Raw genomic sequence first — 22778 nt, forward strand, 5'->3', positions numbered from 1 at the left:
CGTCGCCCCGCCGCACGTGGAATGCGACGGGGAATGTGCCGAGGGAGAGCTTACGTGCCACTCAGCGAGGTGAGCGGCGGGCAGAAATCCGCCGGGGAGTCCGCCGGGGCCGAGGAAGGCGGCATGCGCCGACGCACGCCGCCGATCGCCGTGCTCACCGGTGAGATGCTGACCATGGACCGCCTCGGCACCCTGGGCCTGTCGGGTCTGGTCGCCCTCGCGGCGGTGCTGCCCGCCTCCCTCGCCGTCACCTCTGGCGCACTTGCGGGGAGGCTCGCCACCTCCCACGGGAAGGACCTGTTCGACGGCGGGGGCGGCGCGGCCGCGCTCGCACTCGGCGCCGTGTTCCTGCTGATGCAGGTGGTGCCTCCGCTTGCCCAGGCGGTCGCCGAGTCCCTCGGCAGGCGACTGCACCGAGGGCTGGCCGAGCGTGTGCTGACCGCGCTGGAACGCCCCGCCGACCTAGGCCGCCTGGAAGAGGCGCGAACCAGGGAAATCGTCTCCGCCGCGGACCGCGGACTGAACGGCACCTGTGTCCGGGACGCCGTGGTGGGAGCTGTCAACGTCGGCATCGCGCGCGGCGGCGCGGCGTCCGGTGTGCTCCTCCTGCTCGCTTACCGCTGGTGGCTCGCCGTGCTGCTGGCAGTGGCCTACGGCTACGCCATGGTCATCGTGTCGCGCATGTACCAGCGGGCCCTGGAGTCCGCCGAAGGCACCCCCGCCCTCATGCGCCGCGCAATGTACCTGAAGAACACCCTGTGCGGCGCCTCGGCGGGCAAGGAGGTGCGGACCTTCGGACTGACCGACTGGCTGCTCGACCGCTACACCACGGAGTGGCGCAAGGCCATCGCCAGGACCCGTGGTGACCGCGCGGGTGCCGCACGGGTCAGCCTGGTGAGCGGCGTGGTGGTCCTGGCCGCGCAGGGACTCGCGTTCGTGCTGCTGGTGGCGGACGCGGTCGACGGGCGGGTGGGCGTCGGCAGGTTCGTCATGTTCGCCGTGGCAGGCGTCGGGCTGCTGGGGCTCGGCATCGTCACCCCCGATCTGCTGAACATCGAAGTCGGCGGCACGGTACTCGCGGCCGTGCGGCAACTGGAGGCGCACACGGCACCACCGGACGCGGCCCCGCCGACGCCCCGTGGACCGGGCACCGGCGGCGGTGACGCCCTGGTCACCCCGTCCCTCACCGCTCCGCCGTCCACCGCCATGCCGCAGCGGTCCATCGTCTTCGAAGACGTCGGATTCCGTTACCCCGGGTCCGGCACCTGGGTACTTCGCCACCTCGACCTCACCGTTCCGGCGGGCACGTCCCTCGCCGTCGTTGGTGTCAACGGCGCGGGGAAGACCACCCTGGCCAAACTGCTGTGCGGTCTGTACACGCCGACCGAGGGCCGTGTCCTCGTCGACGGCACCGACGTGCGGGACCTTCCGCCCGGCACATGGTGGAACTGCTGCGCCGCCCTCTTCCAGGACTGGGTCAGGTGGCGGCTGCCGCTGCGGGACAATGTCGCCCTTGGCGCCCCGCACCGCCCTGCGACCGGACCGGAGCTGGCGGCGGTCGCCCGCGCCGCCGGACTCGACGAGGTGTTACGGGACCTGCCCGACGGCTGGTCCACGGTCCTCAGCCGCGAGTACGGCGGCGTGGACCTCTCCGGCGGGCAGTGGCAGCGTGTCGGACTCGCCCGTGCACTGTGGGCACTGTCCGCGGGCGGCACGACCCTGGTGCTCGACGAGCCCAGCTCCGCTCTCGACGTGCGCGGCGAGACGGAGCTGTACGACCTGCTGCTGGCCGCGGCCGAGGGCAGGACCATCGTGCTCGTCTCCCACCGGTTCTCCACCGTTCGGCACGCCGACACGATCGTCGTCCTCGCCGACGGAGCGGTGGCCGAGAGCGGAAGCCACCAGGAGCTCATGGACAAGGGCGGTCGGTACGCACACATGTTCACGGTGCAGGCGGACCGTTACGTCGAGCGGGGTGAGGACTGATGACGCGTCCCGGCCGACCGCGCTGCGGCCCGCTGCGTGCCGCGCTGGCGCTCTCCCTTGAAGCCGATCGCCGCGCCACCCTGATCACCTTCGTCAGCTTCGGCCTACGGCCCACCGTCCCCGTGGTCATCCTCTACCTGGTGAGAGTCGTCGTCGACGCCATCGTCTCGCACGACCAAACCGCCCTGTGGACCGCTGTCGGTGCCGCCACTCTCGCCACCGGTCTGTCCATGGGCAGTATCACCTACGCCATCGAACTCAACGTCCGCATGATCGAGGCCACCGCCGCGGTGGTCGACCGGCGGCTGATGCGAACGATCGGTGGTCTGCCGGGGGTGGCCCACCTGGACAATCCGGAGGTGCTCGACCGCGTCGAGATGCTGCGGCAGGAACGCGTCCATCTCTCCGAGGGCGGTGACGTGTTCGCCCTCGTCGTCGGCGCCGTGGTGCGCGCACTGGTCACCGGCCTGGTGCTCGCCATGGTGCAGCCCCTCCTGCTGTTCCTGCCGCTGCTGGCCCTGCCTTCCCTGCTCGCCTCCCGCCGCGGCCAGCGCAAGCGGTCCGACGCCGTCGCCCGGTCGGCGACGACCTCCCGGCTGGCCGGCCACCTGTACACCACGGGAACCTCCTTGCCCGCGGGCAAGGAGATCCGGCTCTTCGGTCTGGGACCCGCGCTGCGCGAGCGCTATCGCACCGCCGCCGCGGACGCCGACGCCACCGTCACCCGCGCTGTGTGGGGCGGCCTGGCCCTGAACTGCGCGGGCGGGGCGCTGTTCGCTGTTGGCTATTGCGGCGCCCTGTTCTTCGTACTGCACGACTTCGCCCGCGGCACGACCTCGCTCGGGGATGTCGTCCTCGTCCTCGGGCTCGTCACGTCCATCAGCACCCAGCTCGGCCAAGCCGTCGTCTTCGCCGGCTTCCTCCACCAGGTCCTCTCCGCGTCCCGGCGGCTGCTGTGGCTGGAGCGGTATGCGGCCGACGTGGCTCGGCCGGCCCCTACCGCACCCGCCCCCGGCCCCCGGCTGTCCACGGGGATCCGCTTCGAAGGCGTCCACTTCCAGTACCCGGACACCGGCACCTCCGTCCTGAGGGACATCGACCTGGAGCTCCCCGCCGGGACCGTGGTCGCTGTCGTCGGGGCCAACGGCGCGGGCAAGTCCACGTTGATCAAACTGCTCACCGGACTCTACGAACCCACGCGGGGCCGCATCACCGTCGACGGCGTGGATCTCAGGGAGGCGCCCCTCGAGGCCTGGTACGCGCGCACCAGTGGCTGCTTCCAGGACTTCAGCCGACTGGAGTTCACCGTCCAGCACAGCGTGGGCGCCGGATCGGTTCCGCACGCCGACGAAGCCGCGCGGGTGTGGGAAGCGGTGAAGCGTGCAGCCGCCGCGGACCTCGTCGAGCGCCTCCCGAACGGCCTTGCCACCGAACTCGGCGCCTCCTTCGACGCCGGTACCGAGCTGTCCGGCGGGCAGTGGCAGCGCATCGCTCTCGCCCGCGCCTGCATGCGGCGCGCCCCGTGCCTCCTGGTGCTCGACGAACCGACCGCTGCCATCGACCCCTTGGCCGAGGACGCCCTGCTGAGCGCCTACGTCGACGCCGCTCGGCAGAGTGCGGCAGCAGCGGGCGGCATCACGCTGTTCGCCTCACACCGCCTCTCCACAGCGCGTGGCGCCGATCTCATCGTCGTCGTCGACAGCGGGCGCATCGTCCAACTGGGCCGGCACGGCGACCTGATGGCACAGCGCGACAGCATCTACCGCGACCTCTACGAGAGACAGGCTCGCGCGTACGCGTGACGTCGGCCGCATGCCGGGACGCGGACCAGGACGTGTCCGCGGGGCCATGCCGGTGCCTCATGTCCGGCCCGGGGGCTCACCGGCCCACCCCTCGGCACGGCTCGGCGCACGGCCCATAACTGGAGGCTAACTGGGGGGCGTTACCGTTCCCGGCACCGTCTTCGTTCCGCCCCGCTACCGGATCGATCACCCTGGGAGAGCTCATGGCCGACGGCGTCGCCACAACGGTGGGAGCAGTGTTCTGCGACCTCCTGAACGTGCCCGCCTGCGCAGAGCACGAGTCCTTCTTCCAACTCGGTGGAGACTCGGCGCTCGCCACCAGGGCCCTGGCACTGCTCGGCAAGGAGTACGGCGTCCGTATCCCCTTCGCCGAACTGTACCGGGACGCCTCACCGGCGGCGGTCGCCCGGGTGATACACGAACTGCGCGCAGCGCCCGTCGCACCGCGGCGCTCCCTCGCCGATGTGGCCCGGCGCCGGCGCCGCACCTGGTTCCCGCTGGCACTCAGCCAACGCGCGCTGCACAAGATGAATGCCGCCACCGGGGGCGCGGGGCTCTTCAACAACGTGGGCGTCCTGCGGTTCACCGGCGATATCGACGTCCTGGCGCTGCGGGGCGCTCTGGAGGACACCGTCTCGCGGCAGTCCGCACTGCGGCTGGTGTTCGGTGTTCACGACGGCCGGCCGGCCCAGCGCTTCGCCGACATCGGTCCCGACGTCACCGAGGCCGATCTGCGCGACGGCGGTGAGCCGGCGTTGCGGGCACGGGTGCGCCGCGAGCGGCTCCGCGGCTTCGATCTGACCGGTGCCGGTCCGGCCGCGCGTTTCGTTCTCGCCCGGACCGGCGAGCGCGCGTGGGTACTCGTGTCCGTCTTCCACCACATCGTGTTCGACGGCATGTCCCAGGGGCTGTTCGTCGACGACCTCGCCCACGCGTACGCCTGCCGCCTGGGCGAGGCCAGTGCGCGGCCCCCGCTGGCCATGGACTACGCCGACTTCACCGAATGGCAGCACGCCACCTTGTGCAGTGACCGTCTTGAAGCTCACCTGGACGCCATGCGCGCCTCGCTGCGTCGCTCGCCCACGCCCTCGCTCTCCCCGGCGGGGGCTTCGGGACGGGCTCGCAGCTTCATCAGCAGGGCACGGCCGTTCACCGTTGACGCGCACCTCACCCGCGCCCTGCGCGCGCTGGCGGCACGCTGCGACACCACTCTGTTCGTCGTCCTGCTGAGCGCTGTTCTCGACTTCACGGCACGGCGTACCGGCGACGGCACTCCGGCCGCGGCCATCCAGACCTCGAACCGGGGCCTGGCCGGAACGGAGGGCACCGTGGGCTGTTTCGCCAACTCCGTCCACGTCACCGTCGACCGCCCCGGAGGGACAACGGCCGCGCACCTCGTCAGGCTGACGAAGGAGGCGATGGCCGAGGCTCTTACTCACCAGGAGATGCCGACGGAGGTAAGCCTGAGCATCCTGGCAGAACGTGGCAAACTGCCCAGCGGACCGAACACTCTGCCGCAGGTCGCCTTCGCCCTGCAGCCCCCGCGCGACGAGCGCCGCGACCTGCCGGGAGGGCGGCTCGACGCTGCTTATGTCACCCAGGAGGGCGACGCGGTGGACCCGACTTCGCTGGCCCTGGTGCTCGAACTGTTCACCGAGAACGGACAACTCAACGGGGTGACACACCACCGGCTCGCCGACTGGTCGGGCACGGCGTTCGCCGCGGCGGAACAAGACCTGCTGGCTGCCTTCGCCCGCTGCGGCGGGGCCGGTTCGGACCTCGAACACCTATCGCGACAGAAAGGCTGACCTGGTGCCCACGTCATTTTCCCGCATCCTCAACGAGGACGATCTCACCGAAGTACGCAACCAGTACCTGGAGGCACTGGAGGCGCTGGAGGCGGAGGAGAACGCCGAGCAGAGGGGCGAAGAGCGCGACGAGCAGCCCGCCAGAACCCACGAGGCGGGGGCCGCATCCGTCACTGCCCCCACCGAGCAAGCCGCAGCCGCAGAAGCAGACGCGGAAGAGGAGTGATCAGTGGACTTCGTGACCATCGACGACCCGTCCGTCAAGTCCCGCCTGGAACGCGACGGTGTGGTCCTCATCGACAGCCTCCTCAGCAAGGACGAGGTCGCCGAGACCCGGGCGCAGCTCGAGCGCTATGAGAGGGAGGTGCTCGCGGACGTCCCCCGTGTGCACTACGAATTCCATGAGGACGGCGTACTGCGCAACATGACGGAGATACAGCGCTACGACGAGTGGTTCAACCGCTTCGGCAACCAGGACCGCTTCTTCGATCTGTTCCGTGGGGTCGTCGACTGGGATCCGGCGCTGTTCTACCTGGAGACCTTCCCCAAGCGCCCCGGCTGCAAGCCGCTGCGCATGCACCAGGAGCTGTTCGCGGGGCCCGTCGACCCGCCGCAGTACCTGCACCTGTGGATAGCGCTCGACGACGTCACCAACGACAACTCGGGCATGGTCTTCTACCGGGGCAGCCACCGCTTCGGCCTCGCACCCCACATCTTCCACCCGGACGGTCTACCGGAGGTCCAGCCCGAACTGCTCGAGCGAATCGAGCACATGCGCGTGGAACCCGACATCCCGGCCGGGTCAGCAGCTCTGTTCGACGGCGGCACCATTCACGGCAGCAAGGCGAACATCACCGACCGCAGGCGCCTGTCCCTCGTGGTCGCGGTCCGGGGCAGGGACACCGTCGTCCACGGTGACCTGGACATTTTCGCGAGCATCATCACGCGGTTCTTCCGCGAGGAGATCGGCGTCGCCAAGTGTTCGGCAGAAGACGACTTCTACTCCCTCGGAGGGGACGAGCCTGCCAGGAGCCGGGTTCTCAAACGCATCGTGGACTACTACGGCGTCGAGCTCACTGCCGATCAGCTGGACCAGCGGCGCACCCCCAGGGCGCTGGCCGAGAAACTGATCGAACTGACCGGCTGGCACGAGCTCAACACCTGAGGCCGGGACTCCGTCGCACATCCGTGCGCACCCCGCAGGGGGCACGCGCGGCCGGCGCCTCCCGGGCGCCGGCCGTCCCAGCCGGCCCGGGACCTCCGGGTCGTGAAGCGCCGAGGAGCCAGCTTGCTTGCCGATGACGCACACCCCGAGCGGTCCGCTGACGGTCATCCACTCATCCACGCCATGCAGCCCGTGGCCGGCGACGGACGTCACGCCCACGCGGTAGAGAAGGACATCGGCCACTGGAATCCGCTGCACGCGGACGGCAACGGGGAGTGAGACGATGCGCCACCGTACCCTCGGAGCCGGCGGCCCGGTCGTCAGCGAGGTCGGCCTCGGCACCTGGCGCCCCCTGTCGCGGGACGGGCGGCGCGGCGCCGCCCGCCTCGTGGGTGCCGCCCGCGACCTCGGCATCACGTTGTTCGACACTGCCGGCTCGTACGGTGACGCGGAGGAGGCACTGGGCATCGCCCTGCGGGGTGCGCCGAGAGAGTCCTACGTGCTGTCCACCAAGGTCTACTACGAGCCCGGGGGCACGGTGGCGGGGCTGTCGCGCGCAGCCGTCAGAGCAGGTGTCGAGCGCAGCCTGCGGGCTCTTCGCACCGAACACATCGACCTGCTCAGCGCCCACCGGTTCGACGACCGCACACCCTTGGCGGAGACCCTCACGGCCTTCGGGGAACTCCTCGAGGAAGGCAAGATCGCCCACTACGGATTCAGTGAGTGGACGGCGCAGCAGATCGCCGCGGCCTGTGCGGCGGCAACTGAAGTGGGTGTCCGGCCTCCGGTCGCCAGTCAACCGCAGTACAGCGTCCTGTGGCGGGTCCCGGAGAAGGCCGTTGTGCCGCTGTGCCAGGACCTCGGCATCGGCACGGTGGCCTTCTGGCCTCTCGCACAGGGCCTGTTGACCGGCAAGTACGCGCCCGGCGAACCGCCCCCGGCAGATTCCAGGGCCGCGGACCCCACCGGGAGGCTCGTGATGGACCACTTCATGGCGGAGCCGATCCTGGAGCGGGTGCAACTCTTCGCCAGGCTCGCCCGGCACCAAGGTATGACGCCAGCCCAGCTCGCGGTGTCGTGGGTGCTCAACCGGCCCGGTGTCACTTCAGCACTGGTCGGTGCCTCCACCCCTGAACAGCTTAACCAGACGGCGTCTGCAGCCGGGGTGCTCCTCTCGGAACCCACCATGGAACTCATCGACAAGATCTTCGCCGGATGTGTGTATGACGATGTCGCCGGCACAGGGTAAGGGGTTTTGGGTAGTTCCTTCGCGCCTGATGGTGTGGATCTGCCACAACGAGGTCATGGGTCTGTTGGTGTGCCGGGGCGGATGAACGCGAATTGTGCCCGAATGACTTGTCGGAAGAGCGGTGTTCGCGGTGCCTGTCGCGGTCTGCGGCCTCGGTCTGACCGTGTTCTGCACCGGGACGACCGAATTCGTGATCTCCGGGCTGCTGCCCGACCTGGGGGCGGTCTGACCGGCCTCTGCGCCGGGTCGGCTTCACCCCACTGTGCCCGCTACTCGTCACCTCCGCCGGCGTCGTCCGTCAAGGTGTGACGCCGTCGTCGACCACGTGGACGCCGGCTGCCGGGCGCGCTGCATGATCAGGGACCGGGATGGGAAGTTCCCGCAGTTGTTCGACGAGGTACTCGAGGACGCGGGCATCGAGGTTGTGCTCAGCGGCGTCCGGATACCGAGGATGAACTCGGTCATGAAGCGGTGGGTGCAGACCTGCGGGCGAGAACTGCTGGACCGCACGTTGATCTGGGACCGGCGCCATCTCCTGCGTGCACTGTACTGACCCTCGTCGTTCATCAGCGCCACGTAGCTGCCGTCTTGGTCTTCGAACGGATCGTTCACGTTTCCGCCCCTCGTGGTCCGTGACGCCGATGCCGACGCCGCGTCGCTGATGCCGCGTGCGTAACTGCTCCCGAACCAGCCGCGGGTACGTTCCGACGCATCCGCGAGCTAGGAGGACCTTGTGATTCGGCTGTTCCGCTGCCTCGGCGCCTAGGCCCTGTCGTCCAACTCCCGTCTGCCCCGCGACGTCATGCACGCTCCCCCAAGTTCTCGGCTGCGCTCGAACAGGGGGGACCCCCATGACGCCGCGGGGCCCGCCCTTCGGGCGGACGACGGGAATGTGACGACAGGACCTAGCCCGCACATCGTGTCGACGCGGATCTTGCGGCCCGCATGTTCAGCGCCGGCGGCTGTACCTACCTCGCCGTCAACACGCACACCATCGCCACCGTGACCCGCGGCGACGACCTGGCGGTCGGCTACGCGAGCGCCATGCTGGGCGCCGTGCACGGCCTGGTCGGCGACGAGCTGGGGGCTTACTCCGGTGCTGAACATCAACCGAGTGAAGGGATCACCGTGGAGCTGAACGACTCGAACCGGACGGCCGTCAAGCCGGGCGGCACCTACGTGCATGCGGTCGGAAACACCCCGCCCAACTGGAACCTGCTCTCAGCGGTCGGCAACGTCGTCGAGACGGGCATGGTGCTGCAACTGATCACGCCGAGCCCGTACGTCGCGTTCCCGGACCTGCAGAACCACTGGAACGAGGATCTGTTGGCCAGTGAGCCGGAGCTGGTCGCGACGGACCCGCAGACCATCGTGTACCGGCTGCGACCAGAAGCCTGCTGGAACGACGGGACCCCGGTCGGAGTCGAGGACTTCCGCTACACCTGGCGCGTGTCCAGCGGGCACCACAGCCCCGCGTGCCTGCCGTCGACCCATGCCGGGTACGAGCTGATCGAGTCCGTGGAGGGCGACCACGACGGCCGCACCGTCGTGGTCACGCTCGCGCCGGGCAAGGCGTTTCCCGACTGGGACGCGATGTTCTCGTACCTGTATCCGGCGCACATCGCGGCGCGCGCCGGTGACCTCGGGACAGCCGACGGTCTTGCTGCGGCGTTCGCCTCGTTCGACCAGGTGGTACCTACCTGGTCGGCGGGGCCGTACCAGGTGGAGCACATCGAGCCCGGCGTCGAGGTGGTGCTGGTTGCGAACCCGAACTGGTACGGCCGAGTCGTGCCGAGCCTCGACCGCGTCGTGTTCCGGGTGGTGAGCGACCCGGTGGCGCTCGTCGACGCGGTGCGTCACCGGGTGGTGCACGGCATGTCCACCCCGCATCCGACCAAGGCGCTCGTGGACGCGTTCCGTGACATGCCCGGTGTCCGGTACGAGCTGAGCCAGGGGCTGATCTGGGAGCATCTGGACCTGAACACCCGCAATCCGTTCCTCGCCGACGCGGGCCTGCGTCGGGCGATCCTCACGGCTGTCGACCGGGACGAGATCCTGGCCGAGACCGTCGGCACCTTCCATCCGGACGTCAAACCGTCGAACAGCCACAACTTCTATCTGGGGCAGCCCGCCTACCGCGACGTGATCACCGGCACCGGCCAGGGCAGTGGCGACATCGCGGCGGCCGAGCGGCTGCTGCATGCCGCCGGATACACGATCCGCGACGGCCGCCTGCGGACCCCGGACGGCTCGGCCGTCGCCGTGTTGCGATTCAGGCACGCGCCCGGTGACGTCATGCGCCGGCGCACCGGCGAGCTGGTGCGCGATCAGTTGCGCCACATCGGGCTGGAGGTCCGCATCGAACCGACCGACCGGCCCGGCACGATGGTGGCCGGCGACTACGACATCGTGGCGTTCAATTGGATCGGCAGCCCGTTGCGGGTCGGGCCGGCCCGTGACATGTGGACCACCGGCGGCGGTATGAACTTTGGTCATTTCTCCCACGCCGAGGTGGACCGCCTGATCGGCGAGGCGAACGAGACGCTCGACTTGGTCAAGGCCCACGAACTGCTCAACCGCGCGGACGAGGTCCTCTCCCACGAGGCGTATTCGCTGCCCCTGTGCCAGAAACCGAGCCTGCTCGTCGTGGATGACCGCTTCGCCAACGTGCGAGCGAACCCGACCAACGGGCTGGTCATCTACAACGCCCAGGAGTGGGGCCTGCGCGCGTGACTGCACGGGAGCCGCCCGTCGCTACCGTCGGGAACGTCCCTACGAGGAGGACACGTTGCCGTCGAGGCCGACACTTTCCAGGTCGGCGGCGATGTCCTCCGGGGACGTGGCTACCGCTTCGCTCCAGGTGTTGTATGCGAGGTCGGCGACCGGGCCGCGTGTGCGCAGCGGGCGATCTCGCCGAGCTGGCGGGAGAACGCTGGCCAGGTGGACCGCGGGTACGTGCGCAGTGGAACAGGCAGCGCCCCACCTGGTGACAGTGGTCGTGGACCGCACGGGTGCCGAATGCGGCTGGTACGGGCTCGGCCATACGGTGCTGACGTGGTCCTGGTGATCAATACGGACGCGGAGGCGGTCAGCGCCCGTTCTTGCCGAACCGCTCAGTCGACTCCAGGATCGCGTCCTGCATCGAGGGGCTGCCCGTATGACCGGAGTCGTCGATCACTTTGAGCTCCGCATCCGGCCAAGCTTTTGACAGCTCCCACGCGGTCTTCAGCGGGCTGCCCAGGTCGAGTCGGCCGTGGATCAGCACTGCGGGGATTCCGGCCAGCCGGTGTGCGTCACGCAGCAGTTGTCCATCTTCGAGCCAGGCGTCGTCCGCGAAGTAGTGCGCGCAGATCCGGACGAAGGCCATCAGCGCATCGTCGGGTTTGTCGCTGTACTGGCCCGGCTTGCCGAGTGCCTCGTGGGCGATGACCGCGTCCTCCCAAGCGCACCAGTCCCGCGCAGCCTTGGTTCGGACCGCGTCATCGGGACTGTTCAGCAACCGGTTGTAGGCCGCCACGAGATTGCCGTCCCGGTCCGCCACCGGCAACGCGTCGCGGAACGCCTCCCAGGGGCCGGGCAGCAGGCGTCCGACACCGTGGTAGAGCCAGTCGGTCTCCTCCGGTCTGGTCATGGTGACGCCGACGATGACGATCTCCGAGACCCGATCGGGGTGGCGCTCCGCGTAGGCGAGAATCAGCGTGGAGCCCCAAGAGCCGCCGTAGAGGAGCCAGCGCTCGATGCCCAGGTGCTCGCGCAGCCGCTCCATGTCGGCGATGAGGTGTTCGGTGGTGTTGTGGACGAGGCTGACGGCCGGGTCGGAGGCGTGGGGCAGGCTCTCACCGCAGCCACGCTGGTCGAACAGGACGATCCGGTAGACCTCGGGGTCGAACATCCTGCGGCTGCCGCGGCGTCCTCCGCCGCCAGGGCCGCCGTGCACGCACAGGGCCGCCTTTCCGTCGGGGCTGCCGCTGGTCTCCCAGTAGATCCGATTGCCGTCGCCGACATCGAGGAGGCCGTGCGCGTACGGTTCGACGGGCGGGAACGGCTGGGCCATGACGGTCTCCTCCTGGAGTCACGGAAAGCAACTTTTCGAGGGTAGTCACTGGCTGGACGGCGGCATCGCTGAAGGGGGGCTACGTGTTCTGCCTGCTGTTCATGCTCCTGGGCCGCTGCCTGAAATGCCCCGACGGCACCCAGGCCGATCCGAGCGGCCAGTCACCCTCCGGACGCGTGCTCGGCACTGGGCGTCCCGCCGGAACGGACCGTCAAGACACCGGCCTTCTGGTTTGCCGATTCGCTCGATTCGGCGATGCCACCTGTTGCATCCGGCACTGTCACCGACGCGGGCACTGAGCTGCATCAAGTGGAGCTTGGTGATGCGCTTGCCCTACCTCAGAGGTAATCGCCTCGGCCTGCCTGCATCGGCAGGATTGGCGATCTCTCCGCGTCGGAGGACGCGGACCAGGACGGAGAGGTCAGCCATGTCCAAAGCCGCACCTACGAACACGCGCACCGTGGTTGAGGAGTTGCTGCGCAGAATCGGCGAGGGCGACCCCGAGCGCATCGCCGATCTGTATGCCGAGCAGGGCGATTGGAAGCTTGACTGGCCAGAGGCCGAGCACGGCCGTACTGCCACGCCGTGGATCCGTCACCGGTCCACCCGGGCCGACGTGGCCGCACACTTTCGCGAGCTTGCCGCGCACCACGTGCCGGAGCACGCGGCGACCGAGGTCGAGCGCATCCTCATCGACGGAAACGACGTGGTCGTGCTCGGCGAGATCCGCCAGACCGCCCGGCCCACCGGACGTGCATATCGCGCGCGGTTCGCTCTGCACCTCACCGTCGAAGACGGCCTTGTCACGCGGCACCATGTCTACGAGGACAGCCTCGCCGTCGCCCAGGCGTTCGCGTAGCGGGTGGGCACCACCCCTTCCACCCTGGTCATCGCCGACCTGTTCGGCCTCCTCCCTTCCACCGCGAAGAGGTGAGCGGATGACGCGGGCGACAGCTGAGCCGACTACCTCTCAGCCGGCAACCCACCACCCCTCGTTCCGGGAGCGACTACTGCTCGCGCAGGAGGCTCAGCCGCAGCCGCCCGAGGGGTTCGTCGGCGAGACCGTGAAGAGAGCTTGGGCGGCGCGCAGTTGACGGGTTTCGGGCTGGTGGCCAGGGGCCTGCTTCGAGGGGCCGATGCGGGCGATGCGCCTTTGAAGGGAGCGACGTGCGGCGGCTTCGCCAACCGGCCGCTCCCAGATCGCCAACTGGAGAAGCTGCCGCGTCTCAGGGCGCGGGAAGCCGTTCCCACTCAGCGACAGGACCGTCCCCACCACCTACCGGAGCCGCCCGCTCGTACCTCTCGGACCCCCCCACCACCACGGTCGGCTATCGCCGCCGTCCCCAGAAGCGGTGGCTGGGTCGTTCACTCGGGGGGAGCACGGGCTGCTCCGGCAGCCCGTGCGGCCGCACCTCATTCACGCAGCTCAACGCCGGCGTCCTCTCCAGCCGTCGCGATCAACGAGTCAGTGGGAACCGCACGAGACGCAGCGCCGTCCTCCGCCCCCTCTCAGACAACGATCTCCACTGCTTGCGGCCTTGGGAACGGCAGGATGTCCCATCCAGCCCATTTCCCTGAGGCCTGAGGCCTGAGTTCACGGGAGCGCGGCGGCTCGCTACCGCTTTGACCGGGAAGGTTCACCGGGTTGCAGGAGGCGGGCAGCGTGCGCGGAAATCCGTTTCGAGGGGTGCTGCGGTGCCACTACTCTGGCGCGGTGATGGCTGACGTGATCGTTCTCAACGGTGGTTCCAGCTCGGGGAAGTCCGGGATCGTCCGGTGTCTGCAGGCGGTCTTGCCTGATCCGTGGCTGGCTCTCGGGACCGACACGCTGGTTGACGCGATGCCCGCGTCCATGCAGGCCTCTGATGCGGGGATCGAGTTCGCTCCGGACGGAGAGGTGATCGTCGGACCGGAGTTCCGGACGCTGGAAGCGGCATGGATCGAGGGGGTCGCCGCGATGGCCCGTGCGGGCGCCCGGGTCATCGTCGACGAGGTCTTCCTCGGCGGAGCGGACTCGCAGCAGCGGTGGCAGAAGGCTTTGCGCGACCTGCGGGTGCTGTGGGTCGGCGTCCGCTGTGACGGTGCCGTTGCCGCAGGCCGTGAGATCGCACGAGGCGATCGGGTCATCGGGATGGCCGCGTCGCAGGCGGATGTGGTCCACCGGGGCGTGGTCTATGACCTCGAGGTCGACACCACACATGCCGAGTCGATGGAGTGTGCACGGGCCATCGCCACACATGTCAGGTGATCGACGGCCCGGCTGCCTGTCGAATGACCCGGCACCGTGCTGATCAGGCCGCTAGGTGGCGGGTCGGCGGCCGCCACGGGGCTTTGGGGACGCTTGTCTCCTCCGCCCACGCGACAACCCTCCCCCTTGCCTTGGGCCGTGCTTTAGCCGAACCGAACTGGTCAGGTGTAGTCGATGCCGCTGACAGCGCTGCTGCCGTCGCCACCGGCGGTAGCGTTGCCGGTCCTGTCCGTCTGCGCCGATCCGCTGCCCCGGCCCTGCAGGCACTCAACGCCGGTGACAGCCGAACTTACCGCCCCTGCAACATGCCGCCCCTCCCTCGCCCCAACGCATCCGCTGCCAGTCGGCTGACGGTCCACTCCTTGTGGCGGGATGTAGTCGGATGGGCGCCCCTGTTTCATGACATGGGCCGCGGCCTGGAGGACAAGGGCTCTACGCACGTGGGGAAGTTCACCGAGGACGCGGACTCCGTCGGCCATGCCCTCGATGCGCGCCCCGCGCACCGGCCGCCAGATTGACCCATGATTTCACGCCTTCAATGCACCCTCACATGGGTCTCTCCGGAGCCTAGATTCAGTGGTGTCGCCGGGAACACCGGTCGGCGCAACTACTGAGCCCCAGGAGTGACCATGACGTTCACCAGTGCCCCGAAGCCCGTCCTCGTCCGCGCCGGCGAGGCCGAGACACTGCAGGACGGTGCAACCAGCCTGATCACGCTGCTGGCCGACGCGAACACCACCGGCAGTGCGCTGACCGCCAACCGCGCGACGCTGCACAAGGGCTCGCCCGGTGCTCCCGCACACTTCCACACCCGGGCAACCGAGATGTTCTACGTGCTCAGCGGATCCATGCGGATCCTGCTCGACGACCAGGTCCTCACGCTCGGCCAGGGCGACTTTCTGACCGTCCCGCCGACCGTGCCGCATGCCTTCGCCCCGGCCCCGGACAGCGAGGCCGAGATGCTCGTCGTCTTCACTCCGGGGATGGACCGGTTCGACTACTACCGGCTGCTGGAGCGGGTGTACCAGGGCGAGGCCTCGGTACAGGACATCCGCGACAGCTCCGAGCAGTTCGACAACCACTACTTCGAGAGCCCCGTCTGGCAGCAGGAACTCGCCCGGCGCTGAACTCACGATCCGATCGCCTCCCGCAGAGCCCGGGCAAGGGCGGCCCGGCATGAACCCGTCCCGGCCGGCTCAAGGGCGGTGGCGTCCGGGTCGCAGGCCGGGGCCGCATCGTCGCGGCGACCGCCACCAGCCCGACGCGCCGCGCGTGCGTGGCCACGCGGCGGTCGTATCGGCCGCTGACCCCGCACCGCGCATTCCGTCACCTCGAGAGCCTCATTTCGTCGGTTCCCCGCACAGGGGCCCAGTGGTGCGAGCCAGCTCGCACGGGTCACGATTGCACGCAGTCGGCGAAGAGGGGGTGCCCTTCCGGGAGATCGCTGAGGCCATCGGCCGTCAGTTGAAGCTGCCGGCCGTCAGCATCGCCACCGAGGACGCAGGCAAACACTTCGGATTTCTCGGCCCCTTGGTGTCGATAGACAACCCGACGTCGAGCGCGTTGCCGCAGGGGCCGCCTGGGATGGCGGCCGACGAACCTTCCGCTGACCGCGGACATCAAGGACGGCCACTACTTGATGGCTGACCATTCCAGAGGTGAGCCGGCCGGGTGACGCCCCCGAGCCGCGCTCCGTACGAGCCGCTCGACACGGCAAGCCACCCCGCGGAGGGCCGTACCACCGCTCTCGGGACGCTCAGCGCTTCGCTTGGCAAAACCGAGCGTGCAGACGCCAGGGAGTGTCGGTGGTTCTGAGCCGCACCAAGGTGGTTCTGAGCCGCACCAACCTGCGGGGGTGGGCCACGGCCCAACTCGGGGCGGAGGCCCACAGACAGACAGCTTCGCAGCCGGTCGCGGCCGTGGCCGCGCCTACGCGCTGCGCCGCGGTTTCTTCGGCGTCGTCTTCTTGGCGGCCGTCTTCTTCGTGGGCTCCTTCGCCGCAGTCCTCTTGGCCGACGTTTTCTTGGCGGGCTGCTGCTTCGCCGTCTTCCTGGCCGCGGTCTTCTTCCGCGGCAGCTCGTGCACGTCCGCCTCGCCGCTTTCACCGCGGGAGGCCTTCGCCTTGGCCACGGACTGCCGGAGGGCGGCCATCAGATCCAGCACCTTGCCCGGCTCCTCCTCCGTCTCACGCGCTTCAGGAGGGGCGTGCCCCTCCTGTTTCGCCTCGATGACCTCGTGCAGGGCTTCGGTGTAGTGATCCTGGAACTCCTCGCCCTCGAGGTCGTCGCGGGTCAGGCGGTCGATCAGCTGCTCGGCCTCGGTGATCTCATCCTCGGACAGCTCTATTCCCTGCGGGGCCAGTTCCGACGGGTCGCGGATCTCGTCCGGCCAGCGCATCGCATGCAGCACGATCGCCTCCTCCCGCACCCGCAACATGCCCAGACGCTCGCGCCCACTCCAGGCGTACTTCGCCACCGCCACCTTCGACGAACGCTCCAGCGCCTGGCGCAGCAGTTTGTAGGGCTTGGCCGCCACCTGCCCGTCCGGTTGCAGGTAGTAGCCCTCCCCGATCCCCATCGGGTCGATCGACGCCAGCGGCACGAACGCCTCGATCTCGATCGCTTTCGCCGTCGGCAGCGGCAGCTCGCGCAGTTCCTCATCCAGCACCGGGATCACGGTGTCCTTCGACAACTCGTAGCCCTTGCCGATCTCGTCCTGCGTGACCTCACGGTCCTCCAGCTCGCAGTACTTGCGCACCCGAACCCGGCCCATGTCCTCCAGGTGGTACTGGTGAAAACGCACACTGTGGTCCTCCGTGGCACTCACCACGTGGATAGGGACGGTCACCAGACCAAAGCTGATCGCGCCTGACCAGATGGTTCGGGGCATGGCAGACCTCCACGTCGAACTCCGAGCAGCATCAGCCTACGAACCACTCCCCCATCCGGCATGCCGGGGTGCGGGCATGTCCCACATCACGCGGCGGGCAATACCGGCAGCGGAACAAGCGGAAGTCATTGACCGTTCATCTATACGTGTCCGCGGAGGGGACGGTGTCCCCGGGGCTCACCCCTCGCCCATGGGGACGATCGTCCGGCTGAAGCCCCATGGAGCACTCGCCGCGAGGCGATCGCTCTCCGCACGCCACCCCCTGACGGCCCCGGTCGGCCTCCCCCGACCGGCCGGGGCTCTCCACTTCCCGCGTCGCCCGCCCGCCGACCCGCTCAATACGAGGCGTATGGCTGCCAGTACGTCATCGACTGCGTCACCGACAGGGCCCGTTACCGCACGCTGTGGCCCTTGAGCCGTTCACGGACTGCGGCGGCCAGTTCCGCCTCGACGTCCTCGTCGCGGTCGAAGACCAGTGCCCCCTTGGTCGGGAAGTGCGCGAAGAGGGTCGTCGCCGATAGGTCGGCCTCTTCGGCGATATCGCGGACGCTCACTCGTTCGAAGCCGTGCTCCAGGAAGAGCTCCGGGGCGGCGTCGGCAATGGTCCGCCTCATCGCGGCCTTCTTGCGCTCACGACGGCCAACGGTCGGAGAGTCGGGCATGGCATCACGCATTCCGAAACTGGAGCGACACAGAAACTGTAACCGTTGCACTTATGGACTCGTTTCTGCTTTGGTGGTCTCCACAGGGGTTGCCGCCCCATGGAGGTCGCGGGGGTCGCGGCATCGGCCGTCGCCGCGCCGTGGCGTCACCGGGACCCCCGACCGACGAAAGGAATCCACCGTGGACTCTCCGACGCCCGCAAGTGCGCGGATCAGCATCATCGGTGCCGGCCCAGGAGGCCTCACGTGCGCGCGCATCCTGCAGCAGCACGGCATTCCGGTGACGGTCTACGACCGCGATCCGGAGGCGAACTCCCGCAACCAGGGAGGCTCGCTCGACCTGCACGAGGAAGACGGCCAACTCGCACTCCGTGAAGCGGGCCTGCTGGAGGAGTTCTTCGCGCTCGCCAGGCTCGAGGGCCAGGAAATGCGCCAGATGGACCCGGCGGGGCGCGTCCTTGACCACCATCTGCCGGACGAGGGCGAGACGGTCAGCCCCGAGATCGACCGCGGACAGCTTCGCGATCTCCTGCTGCGCTCACTCGTCGCGGGGACGGTTCAGCGGGGGCGCACTCTCGAATCGGTGAGCGGACCGGCCGACGGGCCGCGAACGCTGACGTTCACCGACGGGACGGCCGTTGAGGCGGATCTTGTGATCGGTGCGGACGGTGCCTTCTCCCGCGTCCGCACTGCCGTGTCGTCGGCGACACCGCGCTACACCGGGGTCAGCTTCCTCGAGGCATGGTTCGACGACATGGAGCACGCGCACCCCGAGCTTTCCCAACTGGTCGGGAAAGGCAGTGCTCACATCGCCGACGGCGAGCGTGGCCTCTTCGCGCAGCGCAACAGCGGAGGCCACATGCGTGTCTACATCATGCAGCGCGTCCCCGTGGACTGGATCGCGGCGAACGGGCTTCGCCCCGAGGACACCGAGGGCATCCGCGGGCATCTGCTCAGCGAGTACGCGGCCTGGTCACCGCAGATACTCCGGATGATCACTGACAACGACGGCGCCTACGTCGACCGTCCGCTCTTTGCCCTGCCGGTGCCGCACATATGGGAGCACTCGCCCAGCGTGGCGCTCCTGGGAGACGCCGCACACCTCATGCCGCCGCTCGGCGTCGGCGTCAACCTCGCGATGCTCGACGCCAGCGAACTCGCGCTCGCACTCGTCCACTCCTCCACCATCGACGACGCTGTACACAGCTACGAGAAGTCGATGCTCCCGCGCTCGGCCGACATGGCCCAGAAGCTCGAAGGCGGCGCTGAGCATCTTCTGTCCGTGCCCGACTCCGACGAGATCTAGCTGTATTGACCACGAGCGTTGTTAACAGTGGGCGGCGGAGACGTGATCAAGGCTGGAGGCGCGTTATGGGCAAGGGGGAGCCAGCCGGAGCCGTGTGGTCGCCCACTGTCTCATCTGGTGGACACCGCTTCATCGCACGATCTCTCCTCGGAAGGTTCAACCTGCACGAGGGCGCCTGAGCGCGATCAGGCATGCGGCGCGCCACCGTCCGCCGCCAGGCGCGTGAGCCACTCACGCAGCAGGCGCTGCTCGGCGTCGCTCAGGACATCGGCGTCGTCGGGGAGGGCGGCGCGCAGCGCGCGGGCCGCTGCGGCGGGACCGGACTCCGCGGTGGGGACTGTCGGCTCGGCGCGGGTGACGGCCGCGACCATGGACTCGCGCAGGACGGTCAACAGCGCCGGATTGCGGCGGTCCGCAGGGGTGGAGTGCCAGGTGGTGACCGCCCCCTGGCCGGTGGCCTGGATGATCTGGGCGGCCAGCTCCTCGTCGACCCGCAGCCATCCCCCGGCCGCCAGCCGACGCACCCGCCCATGGAGGATCTCCAGGCCCGCGCGGTGTGCTGCGTCCGATCCCCGGCCGGTGGCCCTGTTCATCACCGCGAACAACTCGGGGCGACAGACCCCGAACTCGACCACCATGTCCCAGCCGCGGCGCAGCTCCTCCACCGGGTCCTGCGGAGCGGGGTCGAGCTGCGCGCGCTTTCTCTCCAGGAACTGCGCGTAGCCGTGCTCGGCGACGGCCTCAAGGAGCCCCTCCTTGTCGCCGAAGAGGCGGTAGATCGCCGGCGGCTGCATTCCGGCCGCGGCGGCGACCGCGCGGGTGCTCATCGCGTCAGGGCCACCGTTCTCCAGCAGCTCGACGGCCGCCTCGACGATGCGGCGCCGAGGGGTGTCGGTGGAGTCGCGCGTAGCCATGAACCGATGGTACCGAAGATTTGGTTCCACCGGAATTTCCAGTGTTACCGTTGAAGCGATTCCAGCGGAAATAGTGTCGGGAGAACCCAATGATCATCGTGACCGGAGCCACCGGAAAGCTCGGCCGCCGCATCGTCGAGCGCCTCCTGGAGCGCGTCCCCGCCGACCGCGTCGGCGTCAGCGTCCGCGACCCCCGCAAGGCCCAGGACCTCGCCGACCGCGGCGTCCGCGTCCGGCAGGGGAGCTTCGACGACCCCGCCTCGCTCGTGCACGCCTTCGAGGGCGCCGAGCAACTGCTCCTCGTCTCCCTCGACCGCACGGGCCAGGAGTGCGTCAGCGGCCACCGCGCCGCCATCGACGCCGCCGTGAAGGCCGGCGTCGGCCGCATCCTCTACACCAGCCAGATGGGCGCCGCCCACGACTCCCGGTTCCAGGCATGCCGCGACCACGCCCAGACCGAGGACCTGCTGCGCGCCACCGGCCTGCCCTGGACCGCGCTGCGCAACGGCTTCTACGCCTCCAGCGCCCTGCAGTTCCTGGAGTCCGCCCGCCACACCGGCGACATCGCCCTTCCCGCCGACGGCCCCGTCGCCTGGACCGGCCACGACGACCTCGCCGAGGCCACCGCGGCGATCCTCGCCGAGGAGCACCGCTTCGAGGGGCCCACCCCGCCGCTCACCGGCCCGGCGGCGCTGGACTTCGACACCGTCGCCGAGATCGCGTCCCAGACCACCGGACGGCCCTTCACCCGCACCGTCGTCCCCGACGACGCCTTCCGCGAGCAGGTCCTGGCGCACGGCGCCCCGGCCCCGATCGGCAACCTGATGCTGAGCATCTTCGCCGCGGCGCGGAATGGCGAGTTCACCGCTGTCGACTCGACGCTGGCCGAGCTGATCGGGCGAGAGCCCGCCACCTTCCGCACCCAGCTGGAGCATGCCTGGGCCGAATAGATCCAGTGGGGCGCGCAGACGGCCCCGGCCTGACTCGCCGCCCACAAAAGGCTCGCCCTCTATCGCCCGAGGACGTCGATCACCAGATCGGCGGCCTCGGGCACAAACTCAGACTCCGCATCAGATTCCGCACCATCCCAGAGGTTTCCCGTGCCCCACCCCCATGCCCGGCTGACCGTCCACGGCAGACGGCTCCTCGTCGACCGGGTCCGCGCTGGCAGGCCCATCGCCCACGTCGCCGAAGAAATGGGCATCTCCCGCACCACAGCCCACAAATGGGTCCGGCGCTGGCGAGCCGAAGGCGATCCGGGGTTGTATGACCGTTCCAGTCGACCCCTGACGACACCGCACCGAACCCCTGCCGATGTCGAGAATCGCATCTGCGAGCTACGACGCGACCGCAAGCTCGGTCCTGCACGGATCGGCCCGGTCCTGGGCATACCCAGCTCGACGGTCCACCGTGTCCTGACCCACTACGGCCTGAACCGGTTGCGCTGGATGGACCGGCCCACCGGTCAGATCATCCGACGCTACGAACGATCACATCCCGGCGAACTGGTCGACGTCGACATCAAGAAGCTCGGCAACATTCCAGACGGCGGCGGACATCGGATCATGCCCCGCCAGCAGGCCGCGGGCAATCGGCAGGCCACAACTGACGTGCGTAGGGGCGGCAGTCCCGTGATCGGCTACAGCTTCGTTCACACAGCCGTCGACGATCACTCCCGGCTCGCGTACAGCGAGGTTCTGACCGACGAACGCAAAGAGACCGCGGCCTCCTTCTGGCAGCGCGCGAATACCTTCTTCGCCGAGCACGGCATCAGCGTCGAGCGCGTCCTCACCGACAACGGCTCCTGCTACAGATCCCGCCTGTTCGGCCAGACTCTCAGCGCCACCGGCATCGTCCATAAGCGCACGCGCCCCTATCGCCCGCAGACGAACGGCAAGGTGGAGCGCCTAAATCGCACCCTGCTCGACGAATGGGCATACGTGCGCCCGTACTCCAGCAACGCCGAACGCACCGAAGCCCTGACGGACTTCCTCCACACCTACAACTACCACCGGTGCCACACCGCACTTGACGGCCAACCACCCATCAGCCGCGTCAACAATCCTGCGGGTCAATACATCTAGCGGTTCGGTCAAGCCCAGTCCTGACGCGCGTCGCCCCCGGCTCAACGCCGGCTTCGTCGTCACGACGCTGGACTGCCGTCTTACGCCTGACCACCCCTATCCGACGCCCGTCGAGGACGTCATCGCGGCCGGGGAATACCTGGAGGTGCGCATGGACGTGGACGGCGAAGGAGCGCGAGGCCTACGCCAACGACCTCGACCACCGCTGCTTCCACGGCTGCTGCTCGATCGGCGACGACAACCTGTGGGGCGTCAACCCCCGCCGCAGGGGCACGGCCAACGCTCTCGCGGCACCCACATCGATCCACGCCGCCCGCCCCGATGGCGTCTCCCGCCACCCCGATGTCCTGGCCGCCCAAGACGTCGTCCTGGAAGCCCGCAAGAACTTCGATCACCGGGCCACCCCGGTCCCACAACCCCTTCCACGACGGTCCCCGTCCGGCAGCACACCCGGCGATCAGAAACCCGACGGACCGTCACGGTCACCGCAGTGGACGGCCTCCCGGCTCAGGCTGGAGTGGGCGGCACCGGAACCGCGGACGCCGTCGGGTGCGCCGATGCCGGTCCCGCCCCAGGAGGCGCGGCGGCCCGCGAAAGCGCGTCATGCACGA

The 22778-nt window shown here is 69.1% G+C and carries 17 protein-coding genes and 2 pseudogenes; 15 read left to right on the plus strand and 4 right to left on the minus strand.

Going from position 1 to position 22778, the window contains the following annotated elements:
* Positions 1-54: 54 nt before the first annotated feature.
* The 9 genes and pseudogenes from GTY58_RS41540 to GTY58_RS04675 all read left to right on the plus strand — a co-directional run bounded on the left by GTY58_RS41540 (position 55) and on the right by GTY58_RS04675 (position 10743).
* Positions 55-1986, plus strand: coding sequence for an ABC transporter ATP-binding protein (locus GTY58_RS41540; RefSeq protein ID WP_048894535.1), 1932 nt, complete (start codon positions 55-57; stop codon positions 1984-1986).
* Positions 1986-3788, plus strand: coding sequence for an ABC transporter ATP-binding protein (locus GTY58_RS04640; protein WP_010982306.1), 1803 nt, complete (start codon positions 1986-1988; stop codon positions 3786-3788). Before GTY58_RS41540 ends, GTY58_RS04640 begins: the two co-directional genes overlap by 1 nt.
* Positions 3789-3991: 203 nt before the next feature.
* Positions 3992-5596, plus strand: a complete 1605-nt coding sequence (locus tag GTY58_RS04645; protein WP_010982307.1) for a condensation domain-containing protein — start codon at positions 3992-3994, stop codon at positions 5594-5596.
* Positions 5597-5600: 4 nt separating this feature from the next.
* Positions 5601-5822 carry a hypothetical protein gene (locus tag GTY58_RS04650; RefSeq protein WP_010982308.1) on the plus strand — a complete coding sequence of 74 codons (222 nt, stop codon included), beginning with the start codon at positions 5601-5603 and terminating at the stop codon, positions 5820-5822.
* A 3-nt stretch (positions 5823-5825) separates the two neighbouring features.
* Positions 5826-6761, plus strand: coding sequence for a phytanoyl-CoA dioxygenase family protein (locus GTY58_RS04655; protein ID WP_010982309.1), 936 nt, complete (start codon positions 5826-5828; stop codon positions 6759-6761).
* Positions 6762-6884: 123 nt separating this feature from the next.
* Complete coding sequence (locus tag GTY58_RS04660) at positions 6885-7040, plus strand: hypothetical protein (protein ID WP_154696719.1); 156 nt, start codon at positions 6885-6887, stop codon at positions 7038-7040.
* Positions 7041-7044: 4 nt separating this feature from the next.
* Positions 7045-8010 (plus strand): aldo/keto reductase, encoded by a 966-nt coding sequence (locus tag GTY58_RS04665; RefSeq protein WP_010982310.1) that lies wholly within the window; start codon positions 7045-7047, stop codon positions 8008-8010.
* 307 nt (positions 8011-8317) lie between these two features.
* Positions 8318-8557 (plus strand): annotated as a pseudogene (locus GTY58_RS40415) (hypothetical protein); the annotation flags it as partial.
* A gap of 398 nt (positions 8558-8955) precedes the next feature.
* Entirely contained in the window at positions 8956-10743 is a 1788-nt protein-coding gene (locus GTY58_RS04675; RefSeq protein ID WP_010982312.1) for an ABC transporter family substrate-binding protein, read from the plus strand.
* A gap of 355 nt (positions 10744-11098) precedes the next feature.
* Here the strand turns inward: GTY58_RS04675 and pip are convergent, their stop codons facing one another.
* On the minus strand, positions 11099-12064 hold the full coding sequence (pip, locus tag GTY58_RS04680; RefSeq protein ID WP_010982313.1) for a prolyl aminopeptidase: 966 nt from the start codon (positions 12062-12064) through the stop codon (positions 11099-11101).
* 427 nt (positions 12065-12491) lie between these two features.
* On the opposite strand from pip, the gene GTY58_RS04685 reads away from it, so the two are divergent.
* The 3 genes from GTY58_RS04685 to GTY58_RS04695 all read left to right on the plus strand — a co-directional run bounded on the left by GTY58_RS04685 (position 12492) and on the right by GTY58_RS04695 (position 15439).
* Positions 12492-12923 carry a nuclear transport factor 2 family protein gene (locus GTY58_RS04685; RefSeq protein WP_010982314.1) on the plus strand — a complete coding sequence of 144 codons (432 nt, stop codon included), beginning with the start codon at positions 12492-12494 and terminating at the stop codon, positions 12921-12923.
* Positions 12924-13781: 858 nt separating this feature from the next.
* Positions 13782-14312: a chloramphenicol phosphotransferase CPT gene (cpt, locus tag GTY58_RS04690; protein ID WP_010982315.1), complete on the plus strand. Its 531-nt coding sequence runs from the start codon at positions 13782-13784 to the stop codon at positions 14310-14312.
* Positions 14313-14941: 629 nt separating this feature from the next.
* A complete protein-coding gene (locus GTY58_RS04695; RefSeq protein ID WP_010982316.1) occupies positions 14942-15439 on the plus strand; it encodes a cupin domain-containing protein in 498 nt (165 codons plus the stop codon).
* An 802-nt stretch (positions 15440-16241) separates the two neighbouring features.
* On the opposite strand, the gene GTY58_RS04700 is transcribed toward GTY58_RS04695, so the two are convergent.
* Both GTY58_RS04700 and GTY58_RS04705 read right to left on the minus strand, forming a co-directional pair.
* The gene (locus GTY58_RS04700; RefSeq protein ID WP_010982317.1) at positions 16242-17201 is read right to left on the minus strand and encodes a Ku protein; all 960 of its coding nucleotides are present in this window, start codon (positions 17199-17201) and stop codon (positions 16242-16244) included.
* A gap of 407 nt (positions 17202-17608) precedes the next feature.
* A pseudogene (locus tag GTY58_RS04705) lies at positions 17609-17863 on the minus strand (helix-turn-helix domain-containing protein); the annotation flags it as partial.
* Positions 17864-18044: 181 nt separating this feature from the next.
* Here GTY58_RS04705 and GTY58_RS04710 point away from each other — a divergent pair.
* Positions 18045-19169: an NAD(P)/FAD-dependent oxidoreductase gene (locus tag GTY58_RS04710; protein WP_010982319.1), complete on the plus strand. Its 1125-nt coding sequence runs from the start codon at positions 18045-18047 to the stop codon at positions 19167-19169.
* A gap of 185 nt (positions 19170-19354) precedes the next feature.
* On the opposite strand, the gene GTY58_RS04715 is transcribed toward GTY58_RS04710, so the two are convergent.
* On the minus strand, positions 19355-20083 hold the full coding sequence (locus GTY58_RS04715; RefSeq protein ID WP_037651579.1) for a TetR/AcrR family transcriptional regulator: 729 nt from the start codon (positions 20081-20083) through the stop codon (positions 19355-19357).
* An 89-nt stretch (positions 20084-20172) separates the two neighbouring features.
* On the opposite strand from GTY58_RS04715, the gene GTY58_RS04720 reads away from it, so the two are divergent.
* Positions 20173-21033, plus strand: a complete 861-nt coding sequence (locus GTY58_RS04720) for an SDR family oxidoreductase (RefSeq protein ID WP_010982321.1) — start codon at positions 20173-20175, stop codon at positions 21031-21033.
* A gap of 150 nt (positions 21034-21183) precedes the next feature.
* Positions 21184-22167, plus strand: coding sequence for an IS481-like element ISSav7 family transposase (locus GTY58_RS04725; protein ID WP_010982322.1), 984 nt, complete (start codon positions 21184-21186; stop codon positions 22165-22167).
* Positions 22168-22778 lie beyond the last annotated feature (611 nt).

This window comes from Streptomyces sp. SID5469 (genome assembly GCF_009862865.1).
Taxonomy (GTDB): Bacteria; Actinomycetota; Actinomycetes; order Streptomycetales; family Streptomycetaceae; genus Streptomyces; species Streptomyces avermitilis.